The 12,498-nt window shown below is 56.8% G+C and carries 2 protein-coding genes (both cut by a window edge); both read left to right on the forward strand.

The genetic code is table 11. The features are described from left to right. Window positions 1–9,520: the 3' end of a non-ribosomal peptide synthase/polyketide synthase gene (locus XDD1_RS10515; protein ID WP_045970995.1), read on the forward strand. Its footprint begins 12,413 nt before the window's first position; only the last 9,520 of its 21,933 coding nucleotides appear in the window; the start codon falls outside the window, past its left edge; it ends in the stop codon at window positions 9,518–9,520. Continuing rightward, window positions 9,507–12,498, forward strand: partial view of a non-ribosomal peptide synthetase gene (locus XDD1_RS10520; RefSeq protein WP_045970997.1) — the beginning only. Its footprint extends 3,728 nt past the window's final position; the window shows 2,992 of its 6,720 coding nt (coding positions 1–2,992); it begins with the start codon at window positions 9,507–9,509; the stop codon falls past the right edge of the window. Before XDD1_RS10515 ends, XDD1_RS10520 begins: the two co-directional genes overlap by 14 nt.

Genomic DNA, 12,498 nt, shown 5'->3' on the forward strand with positions numbered 1-12,498 from the left:
CTTCATGCCAGACACAAAAGAAAATGTTTTAGTTCAACTGCGAGCCGCCACGGATCCCCGCCGGCTCCGTATTGATCTGACCCGTGCCCCATTACTGACCGCCGATATCACCCATGATCCGGAACAAAATGCGTGGTTACTGGCATTGCGTTTTCATCATCTGGTCAGTGACCATACGGCAATGAATATGATTTTCGCGGAAATGGCCCAGATATTGCGGGGCCATGCCGAAACCCTACCGGCTGTCCTGCCCTATCGCAACTTTATCGCCCAAACCTTACGCATCCCGGCTGGCGCACACGAGGCTTATTTCCGTGCCCAACTGGCCGATATTGACGAACCGACTGCGCCGTTTGGGATACTCAAAGTCCATACGGATGACGACCGCATTACCGAGACAAGTCTCCCTGTCACCCCGGCACTGGCCAACGCGATCCGTGCTCAGGCGCGCCGTCTGGGCGTCAGTCCCGGTGTGCTGTTCCATGTCGCCTGGGCACAGGTACTGGCCAAGACCTGCGGCCGTGATGACGTGGTGTTTGGCTCTGTGCTATTGGGCCGATTTCAGGGCGGAGCGAAGGCAGAACAAATATTAGGATTATTTATCAATACCCTGCCCATCCGGGTTTCCCTGACCAACCGCACCGTGCAAGACGCCGTTCAGGACACTTACCACGGTTTGATGATGTTACTGGAGCACGAACAGGCCCCGCTGGTTCTGGCACAACGTTGCAGCGGCATGACACCGTCGGTGCCGCTGTTCAGTACCCTGTTAAATTACCGCCACAGCGCCGCGGGTGACAACGCAACGGCGGAGACAATGTGGGCCGGTATCCATATTCTGGCCGCAGAGGAACGCACGACTTATCCCGTTACCCTAACAGTGGACGATTTGGGCACCGGTTTCGAGCTCACCGCCCAGACGGTAGCGGGTATCGATCCCGCACACATCACCCATTATCTGGTTACCGCCCTGGGGGGACTCATTGAGGCACTGATCCACAACCCGCAGCAACCTGTTCTGCAATTACCGATTATGTCCGCCCCGGAGCAACAAAAATTACGGGTGGATTTCAATGCCACGCAAAGAGATTTCCCGCAAGATGTCCTGATCCATCAACTCCTTGAAACCGAAGCGGCACATCATCCCACCGATATCGCCGTAGTATGCGGCGCACAATCACTCAACTATGACGAACTGAATCGCCGGGCCAATAAGCTGGCCCATTATCTGATTGCGTTGGGTGTCCGACCGGATGAGCGTGTCGCCGTGTGTGTCGAGCGTAGTCTGGAAATGGTGGTGGGTCTGCTTGGTATTCTCAAGGCGGGGGGAGCCTATGTGCCACTTGATCCCGCTTATCCGACCGAGCGGCTGAAATATATGCTTGAGGATTCAGCCCCCGTCGTCATCCTGACACAAACGGCATGGGCTGATCACTTTACCCGTCCTGAGTCTGGCGAACTTATACCGATATCTATACCGATAATCATGCTCGACGCCCAAGAGCCACTGATGGAAGCCCAACCTGAACACAATCCAGAGGTTCCGGATCTGGCCGCTCACCATCTGGCTTATGTGGTGTATACCTCAGGCTCCACCGGCTTGCCCAAGGGGGTAATGAGTAGCTACCAAGCCCTGAGCAACCGGCTGTTGTGGTTTGTCCGGGATATCGCGACATCACCACTGGTGGGCGCCCTGAAAACCAGTATCAGCTTTGTCGATTCGATAACTGAAACGCTGGGTGTATTGCTGGCTGGCGGCAAACTGGTGGTTTTCGACAACCACACCGTGAAAGATCCGGTCCGTTTCAGCAAAGACTTGCAGCGCTTTAACGTTAACACCTTGGTGGTTGTCCCTTCACTCTTGAAACTCCTGATATCCGATCACGGTGATGATCACCGCGATAACCGTCACTCTCTAACATCAATCAGGATATTGGTTTGCAGCGGGGAACAACTCACCCCTGAACTGGCGCGACAAGTAGTAACCCATTACCCCGGACTCCGGTTGCTCAATTTTTACGGTTCGTCCGAAGTGAATGGTGACGCGACTTGGTATGAATATTCCGCCCAATCAGGTGTACCGACAGTTTCCGTGATCGGCCGCCCCATCGCCAATACCCAAATCTACATTCTCGACTCTCATGATCAGCTTGTTCCCTCTGGCGTGGCGGGTGAGATCTATATTGCCGGCGCGGGGCTGGCCCGGGGTTATTTAAACCGCCCGGCACTGACCGCAGAACGTTTCCTCGCCGATCCGTTCTCTGCTGATCCCGGTGCCCGCATGTACAAAACCGGTGATCTCGGCCGCTGGCTGCCCGACGGTACGATTGAATACCTCGGCCGCAATGATTTTCAGGTCAAGCTGCGCGGTTTCCGCATTGAACTCGGCGAAATCGAGGCCCAACTGATGCAGTGCCCCGGCGTGCGCGAGGCGGTTGTGCTGGCGCGCGAAGACGCGACAGGGCAAAAACAACTGGTGGCCTACCTGCGGTCACAGGAGGGCGTTGAACTCCTGCCGGCCGCACTGCGCCAACAGCTTGCCCAACACCTCGCTGACTATATGTTGCCCAGTGCTTTTGTGATGCTGGAAACCTTTCCGCTCACGCCCAATGGCAAACTTAACCGTCAGGCGCTGCCGGCTCCTGACGGTTCTGCGCTGGTCACCCGCCGCTATGAAGCCCCGGTGGGGGACGTAGAAATTGCCCTGGCACAAATCTGGCAAAACCTACTGGGACTGGAGCAGGTTGGCCGCCATGACCATTTCTTTGAACTTGGCGGACACTCCCTGCTTGCCGTCCAACTGGTCGCCCGCATACGCCAGAAACTGGCGCGAGAAATACCGTTACAGACACTTTTTGATCAACCCGTCTTAATGACACTGGCGCATACGCTCGCCCAAACGGCCACTACCCTGCAAACGGTGATCCCGACGGCTGACCGCCATCACCCCTTACCGCTCTCTTTTGCCCAACAGCGCCTGTGGTTCCTGGGGCAACTCGATCCGGCGGCCAGCCTGGCCTACCATATTCCGGTGGCACTCCGCCTGACCGGTTCACTTAATCGTCAGGCGTTGACTATGGCACTTGATCATTTGGTTGATCGCCATGAAAGCCTGCGAACTCGCTTTGTCTCGATTGAAGGACAGCCCTGTCAACAGATTGATCCTGCTGATACCGGCTTCACCCTGACTTATCACGACCTGCGTCCGCTTGATCCGACGTTGCAGGGCGACCGCGTGACCGAACTGGCCGAACGGGAAGCGCAGACGCCCTTCGATTTCGCCCAAGGCCCGCTGATCCGTGGTCAACTGCTGCAACTGGCCGGGGAGGAGCATGTGTTATTGCTCACCCTGCACCATATTATTACCGACGGCTGGTCACTTGGGGTACTGGTACGCGAATTGGGAATTTTCTACTCTGCGGCGCTTGAGGGCGATCATCATCCCTTACCGCCCCTGCCTATTCAGTATGCGGATTATGCGGTCTGGCAACATGAACAGTTAAACGATCAGCGGCTCACGGTACAGCGGGATTTCTGGCGTGACCAGCTTGCAGGGGCACCCGCCCTGCTGACCTTGCCCACCGACCGCCCCCGCCCGGCGATACAGCGCTATGCCGGCAGCCAAATCCCGCTTCATTTTGATGCCGGCTTAGTGGCTTCACTTAAAACGCTGGGGCAGCGCCATCACACCACCCTGTTTATGACCCTGTTGAGTGCCTGGAGTATTGTCCTCATCCGGCTGAGTGGTCAGGAGGAGGTGGTTATCGGCACGCCGATTGCCGGCCGTCAGCACCATGAGCTGGAAGGATTGATGGGCTTCTTTGTCAATACGCTGGCCTTGCGCGTTACCTTGGATGAGCGCACCACGGTGGCCGGATTGCTCAACCAAGTTCGTGAACGGGCACTGGCCGCCTACGCCCAGCAGGATCTGCCCTTTGAACAGGTGGTGGAAACCCTCCAGCCGGAACGCAGCTTAAGCCACAGCCCGATCTTTCAGGTTATGCTGGCCCTCAACAATACACCGGCCACGGAGCTGACATTACCGGGCCTGCAATTTACCCCGATTGAGCAGGCACACCAGAGTGCCCACTTCGATTTAACCCTGTCCCTGACGGAAACCGATGCCGGCCTGTTCGGGGCACTGGAATATGCGGTTGACCTGTTTGAGGCTGCCACGATTGCAAGGATAGCCGGCTATCTGCAACACGTACTGGCCGCGATGGTGGACGATGCCACCCAACCCGTTGCCCGCCTGCCCCTGTTATCGCTGGCAGAACGTCAGCAATTGCTGGTCGATTTCAACGACACTCAAGCCGATTTCCCGCAGGATGCACTGATCCATCAACTGTTCGAAGCACAGGCGGCACAACGCCCTGATGCCACAGCGTTGGTTTTTGAGGCGCAAACGCTCAGTTATGGCGAACTAAACCGCCGTGCCAATCGTCTGGCGCACCATCTGATTGCACTGGGAGTACGGCCGGATGATCGGGTCGCCATTTGTGCCGAGCGCAGTCTGGAAATGGTGGTGGGTTTGCTGGCTATTCTAAAGGCCGGCGGTGCCTATGTGCCGCTCGACCCGGCCTATCCGTCCGAACGGCTGGCGTATATGCTTGAAGATGCCGCACCGGTGGTGTTACTCACCCAGGCGGCCTTGGTAGACACGCTGAACAGTCACTTACCGACGGTGGTGCTTGATGCCCCGTCATCCTCTCTCTTTGATGAAAAACGGGAAAACAATCCCGATGTTCAGGCGTTGGGGCTGACATCACAACATCTGGCCTATGTGATCTACACCTCCGGCTCCACCGGACGGCCGAAAGGGGTGATGGTCGAACACCGTGGATTGAGCAATTACTTGCAGTGGGCCGACAGTCATTATGTGGCTGCCGGACAGACAAACAGCATCGTATCATCCCCGGTTTCCTTTGATGCCACGGTCACCAGTATTTACCTACCGCTGCTTTGTGGCGGAAAAATCCACCTTATTCGGGAAGGACAGGAACTGACTGAGCTGGTGCCCTCACTATTATCCACCCCGATGGCGTCCGCGACGCTGGTTAAGATGACTCCCAGTCATCTTGCCGCCATTGGTCAGGAATTACTAACGGCCAAACAGTTCTGCCCTGCCCATTGTTTTATCGTCGGCGGGGAGAGCTTTCCCCGTTCACTTGTCACCCTTTGGCATGAACTCTCGCCTGAATCACGGCTGGTTAACGAGTATGGTCCGACTGAAACGGTGGTTGGTTGTATCACATTTGATATTGATCATCAGGAGCATCTCCCCGACAACGTGCCCATCGGAAAACCGATAGCCAACACCCGCATTTATATTCTGGATAGCCATAGCCAGCCCGTGCCCCTCGGTGTGGTTGGAGAAATCTATATCGGTGGGGCGGGCGTGGCGCGTGGCTACCTGAACCGGCCTGAACTGACGGCGGAACGTTTCCTTGCCGATTCGTTCTCAGCCGAACCCGATGCCCGCATGTACAAGACCGGTGACCTCGGCCGCTGGCTGCCCGACGGCACGATTGAATACCTCGGCCGCAATGATTTTCAGGTTAAACTGCGTGGTTTCCGTATTGAACTGGGCGAAATAGAAGCCCGGCTGATGCAGTGCCCCGGCGTGCGCGAGGCGGTTGTGCTGGCGCGCGAAGACGCGACCGGGCAAAAACAACTGGTGGCCTACCTACGGCCACAGGAGGGCGTTGAACTCCTGCCCGCCGAACTGCGCCGGCAGCTTGCCCGGCACCTTGCGGACTATATGCTGCCCGGTGCCTTTGTGATACTGGACACTTTCCCGCTGACCCCCAACGGCAAACTGGACCGGCAGGCGCTGCCGGCCCCTGACGGTTCGGCAGTGGTCACCCGCCACTATGAAGCCCCGGTGGGGGAGGTGGAAATCGCCTTAGCTCAGATCTGGCAAGATTTACTGGGGCTGGAACACGTCGGTCGCCATGATCACTTCTTCGAACTCGGCGGGCACTCGCTGTTGATCGTCAGCCTGATGGAGCGACTGCACAAGCTGGGCTGGCGACTGGAGGTGCGCAGCGTATTCGATGCCCCGGTTCTGCAAGCGCTGGCGCAAACCCTGTCAACCGCCCAGAATGCGTCCCGGATTTTCGAGGTGCCTGCTAACCTTATCCCCGCCGGTTGCACGGCGATCACTCCCGACATGTTGCCGTTGGTGTCGCTCTCCCAAACCGAGATCGACACCCTGACGGCGGCGCATTCCGGCGGCGTCAGCAATGTGCAGGATATTTATCCACTCGCGCCGTTGCAGGAAGGGATTTTCTTCCACCATCTATTACAGACTCAGGGGGACGATTATCTGCTGCGCTGTTTGCTCGCTTTTGACCGCCGTGAACGGCTCAATGCCTTTTTAGCCGCCCTGCAACAGGTTATCGACCGCCATGATATTTTACGCACCTCCGTCCACTGGCAGGATCTGCCCCAGCCTGTTCAGGTGGTCTGGCGTCAGGCAACCTTGCCCGTTAATGTCTTTACCCCCGTCCCAGACACCGAAGAAGACGTTATAGACCAACTGCGGGCCGCCACTGATCCCCACCGGCACCACCTCGACCTGCGGCAGGCGCCGTTGTTTGCCGCCGATATCGCCCACGATCCGCTGCGCAATGACTGGCTGCTGACCTTGCGTTTTCATCATCTGGTCAGTGACCATCTGACACTGGAGCTGATTTTCGAGGAAATGGCCCAAGTGCTACGGGGCCATGTTGAAACTCTGCCGGCCGCCCTGCCGTACCGTCACTTTGTTGCCCAAACGTTAAGTGTGCCCGCCACTGCACACGAAGCCTATTTCCGTCGCCAACTGGCTGATATTGAGGAACCCACCGCTCCCTTTGGGCTGCTTGAGGTTCCCCGCCACGACGATACTATCAGCGAAAAAAATCAGTTGCTTGAGCCTGCGCTGGCAAACGCCGTTCGCGTTCAGGCGCGCCGGTCGGGAGTCAGCCCCAGCGTACTGTTCCATGTCGCCTGGGCGCAGGTTCTGGCACAAACCAGTGGCCGTGATGATGTGGTTTTTGGTTCGGTCTTACTGGGGCGCCTGCAAGGAGTCACGGGTGCCGACAGAATATTGGGCATGTTTATCAATACCCTGCCGATACGGATTGCGCTGGCTGATTTGAGCGTACAGGCCGTGGTACAGGCCACCTATCAAAATCTAACCACATTACTGGAACATGAGCAGGCACCGCTGGCACTGGCCCAACAGTGCAGTGGCGTAGCCGCGCCCTTGCCCCTGTTCACTGCCCTGCTGAACTACCGCCACAGTCATGTCAGTGAGACAAACACGGAGGCCGTGGAGGATGAAATTTGGCGCGGAATGCGCTTCATGACGGCAGAAGAGCGCACCAACTTCCCCATCACCCTGTCGGTGGATGATATGGGCGTGGATTTTCGGCTGACCGCCCAAACCGTAACGGGTGCCGATCCCGCCCGCATTATCCGTTACCTTGTCACCGCCCTGCATGGCCTGATTGAGGCACTGAGCCAGCATCCGCAGCAACCGATTCTGCCACTGTCGGTACTCCCCGCCGCAGAACGCCGGCAAATCCTCACGGACTTTAACACCACACAGGCCGATTTCCCGCAGGAGGCGCTGATCCACGCCCTGTTCGAGGAACAGGCGGCACAACACCCTGATGCCACTGCGTTGATCTTTGAAGCGCAAACGCTCAGTTATGGCGAACTGAACCGCCGTGCCAATCAGTTGGCCCATCATCTGATTGCACTGGGAGTCCGGCCGGATGATCGGGTGGCGATTTGTGCCGAACGCAGTCCGGAACTGATTGTCGGTTTGCTCGCTATCCTGAAAGCCGGCGGGGCTTACCTGCCGCTCGACCCGGCCTATCCCGCCGAACGGCTGGCGTATATGCTGGAAGATGCCACGCCGGTGGCCTTGCTGACTCAGGCCGCCCACCGCGACACACTGTCCGGCACCCTGCCAACGGTGTTACTTGATCATCTCCTTGATGACCCAGACCCGCTGTTAGCGGCACAACCGGCGGATAATCCTGATGCACAGAGTTTGGGGCTGACCGCCCGCCATCTGGCTTATGTAATCTACACCTCCGGTTCGACCGGCCAACCGAAAGGGGTGATGGTTGAGCACCGCAATGTCCTGCGTCTGATCGTTAACAGTGGTTTTGCGGATATCAGTCCGAATGACTGTATTGCTCATTGTGCCAATCCGGCTTTTGACGCCTCAACGTGGGAAGTCTGGGCTGCCCTGCTCAATGGCGCACGCCTGCATGTGGTTTCCCCATCGGTGTTGCTTGATCCGGTACAGTTCTGCCAGACGCTGCTCAAGGGGTACGTCACGGCCCTTTGGCTAACGGTGGGGTTATTTAACGAATACCTGAATGCGCTCAGCCCCCTATTTGGGCAATTGCGTTACTTGCTGGTCGGCGGTGATGTCCTCGACCCAAGGAAAATACAGCAGGTACAGTTGGCTGAATCCCGGCCTGCCCACCTGATTAACGGCTATGGCCCGACGGAAACCACCACCTTTGCGGTAACTTATGCCATTGATACCCCGGTTGATCCGACCCGTTCGATTCCCATTGGCCGCCCGATTGCCAATACTCAAATTTACATTCTGGACAGCCACGGTCAGCCCGTACCCCTCGGTGTGGCCGGTGAAATCCATATTGGCGGTGCCGGCGTCGCGCGCGGTTATCTGAACCGGCCTGAACTGACGGCGGAACGTTTTCACCGTGATCCGTTCTCTGCCGACCCGCAAGCCCGCATGTACAAAACCGGCGACCTCGGCCGCTGGCGACCCGACGGTAATATCGACTACCTCGGCCGCAATGATTTTCAGGTGAAATTACGCGGCTTCCGTATTGAACTGGGCGAAATAGAAGCCCGGCTGATGCAGTGCGATGGCGTGCGTGAGGCAGTGGTGCTGGCGCGTGAAGATGAGCCAGATCAAAAACGGCTGGTGGCCTACCTGTTGCCGCGGGAGGGTTGTGAACTGATCCCGGCGGAGCTACGTCAGCAACTCACCCAACACCTTGCCGACTATATGCTCCCCAGTGCTTTTGTGGTGCTGGACACTTTCCCGCTGACCCCTAACGGCAAACTCGACCGCCGGGCGTTCCCTGCCCCGGATTCGTCTGCCGTGGTGACCCGTGACTATGAGCCGCCACAAGGACAAATAGAAACGGATTTGGCTCAGATCTGGCAAGAGTTATTAGAACTGGAGCGTATCAGCCGCCACGACCATTTCTTTGAACTGGGTGGGCACTCATTAATGGCCGTCAGACTGATAACACGCATAAGAAGCCGATTCTTGGTCAATATTTCCCTGACCGAATTGTTTAGTTCGCCCAAATTGGTGGAACAAGCCGCCATCATTTTTTCAGCTCAAATGGGTGCGGTAGGGGAAAACGAGATTGAGTCACTCCAAAGCGATCTTGACTCAATGTCAGCAGAAGAATTGATGGCAATTTTAAGTGGAGACAATCCCTGCGGAGACATAGGCAATGACAAAAAATAACGTGAACCTTGATGACTTGAAACGCGCTGTGCTGGAGAAAAGAGTGGCAGAACAATTGCAGGCTCGCGGAGCTCAGCAACCACCGTTATTGATCACACCCGCAGACAGAGATCAGCCTCTGCCGCTCTCTTTTGCCCAACAGCGGTTATGGTTTCTCAGCCAAATCGATCCGGCGGCGTCTCTGGCCTATCATTTGCCTGCGATACTGCGTCTCACTGGTCAGCTTGACCGCCATGCGCTGACGAGGTCACTTGACCACCTGATTGCCCGCCATGAAAGCCTGCGCACCCGTTTTGTGCTCCTTGACGGCCAACCCTGCCAGCATATTGATCCGGCTGATATCGGTTTTGCCCTGTCTTACCAGGATTTGCGCCATATCGACGCTGGCCTGCGCCACCATCGTGTTACCGAACTGGCTGATCTTGAAGCCCAGACCCCTTTCGACTTTGCCCAAGGGCCACTGATTCGCGGTCAATTGCTGCAACTGGCAGATGAAGAGCATATCCTGCTGATTACCCTGCATCACATTATTACCGACGGTTGGTCTATTGGGGTACTGGTACGCGAATTGGGTGAGTTTTATCGCGCCGCCCTTGTTGGGGATGATAATTCCTTGCCGCCCCTGCCTATTCAGTATGCGGATTATGCGGTCTGGCAACATGAGCAGTTAAAAGAGAGCATCCTTACCGAGCAGCGTGACTTCTGGCGTGCTCAACTTGAAGGTGCGCCAGCCTTACTGGAACTGCCCACCGATCGGCCACGCCCCGCGGTGCAGACTTATGCCGGCAACCAAATTTCTTTCCATCTTGATGCCCCATTACTGGCATCACTGAAACAACTGGGACAGCGCCATAACAGCACCTTATTTATGCTTGTGCTGACCGCCTGGAGTAGTGTCCTCGCCCGGTTGAGCGGTCAGGATGAGATTGTGATTGGCACGCCGGTTGCCGGCCGCCAGCACCATGAACTGGAAGGGCTGATCGGTTTCTTTGTCAATACTCTCGCCCTGCGCGTGACATTCAATGATGACCTCAGGGTGGCAGATCTCCTTACACAGGTGCGGGAGCGGGCGCTGGCGGCCTATGCCCATCAGGATTTGCCCTTCGAACAGGTGGTGGAAGCCCTCCAGCCGGAACGCAGCCTCAGCTACAGCCCGATCTTTCAGGTGATGCTGGCGTTGAATAACACTCCAACCCAAGCATTGACATTACCGGGTTTACAACTCACGGCGATGGAGACGACCCATCGTGGTGCGCATTTTGATTTAACCTTGTCTTTAAGTGAATCCGAGAACGGCTTAACGGGCGAGCTGGAATATGCCACCGATTTGTTCGACATCGCAACGGTTGAACGCATGGTCGTTTATTTCACCCATACCCTGACGGCGATGGTGGCGGATGAAACGCAACGGATTGCCACGCTGCCGATGCTGCCGGCATCGGAACGACAACAATTGCTGGTCGATTTTAATGCGACTCAAGCAGATTTCCCACAAGATGCGCTGATCCACCAACTGTTTGAAGCGCAGGCCGTACAGTGGCCTGAGGCTACCGCCGCCGTATTTGAGGAACAAACTCTTAGCTATGGCGAACTGAACCGTCGGGCCAATCAACTGGCGCATCACCTGATTGCCCTGGGAGTACGGCCGGATGATCGGGTTGCCATTTGTGCTGAACGCAGTCTGGAACTGATCGTCGGCTTACTCGCGATCCTGAAAGCCGGCGGGGCTTATCTGCCGCTCGATCCCGCCTATCCGGCCGAGCGGTTAGCTTATATGCTGGAAGACGCAGCCCCGGTTGTTTTACTGGCTCAGACCACCCAGAGCAGCAAACTGCCCGGCACCCTGCCGAGGGTGTTACTTGACCATTTATTTGATGGTCAAGACCCGCTGTTAGCGGCACAACTCGCCGCACAGCCGGCTGACAACCCTGATACTCAAGCCTTGGGGCTGACTGCCCGTCATCTGGCCTATGTGATCTACACCTCCGGCTCCACCGGCCAACCGAAAGGGGTGATGGTGGAACACCGCAATGTATTGCGTCTTATCGTTAACAATGGTTTTGCTGATATCAGCCCGGATGATTGCATTGCCCATTGCGCCAATATCTCATTTGATGCCGCTACGTGGGAAATTTGGGCGGCCCTGCTCAATGGCGCACGTCTGCATGTGATTCCCCAATCAGTACTGCTTGATCCGGTGCAGTTCCGCCGAAGCTTGATTAAGGAGCAGGTCACTGCTCTTTGGTTAACCGCAGGATTGTTTAACGAATATCTGGATGCACTCAGCCCCCTGTTCGGGCAATTACGTTATTTGCTGGCCGGCGGTGATGTCCTCGACCCAAGGAATATACAGCAGGTGCAATTAGCTGATTCCCGACCCGCCTATCTGATTAACGGTTATGGCCCGACGGAAACCACCACCTTTGCGGCAACTTATGCCATTGACTCACCCGTTGATCTGACCCGTTCGATCCCCATTGGCCGCCCGATCGCCAATACCCAGATCTATATCCTCGACCTGTACGGTCAGCCCGTTCCCCTCGGTGTGGCCGGTGAAATCCATATCGCCGGTGCCGGTGTGGCGCGCGGTTATCTCAATCGCCCTGAACTCACCGCTGAGCGTTTTCTTATTGATCCGTTTTCTCCAGAGCCGGATGCCCGCATGTACAAAACCGGCGATCTTGGCCGCTGGTTGCCCGACGGCAATATCGAATATCTCGGCCGCAATGATTTTCAGGTCAAACTGCGTGGTTTCCGCATTGAACTGGGAGAAATTGAGGCAAGACTGATGCAGTGCGACGGTGTGCGTGAGGCGGTCGTGCTGGCACGCGAAGACGAACCCCATCAGAAACGGCTGGTGGCCTACCTGCGGCCACAGGCAGGGGTGGAATTGCAGCCGGCTGAACTGCGCCAGCAACTCGCCCGGCATCTGGCCGAGTATATGCTGCCCGGTGCGTTTGTGATGCTGGACACCTTCC

The organism is Xenorhabdus doucetiae (assembly GCF_000968195.1).
Classification (GTDB): domain Bacteria; phylum Pseudomonadota; class Gammaproteobacteria; order Enterobacterales; family Enterobacteriaceae; genus Xenorhabdus; species Xenorhabdus doucetiae.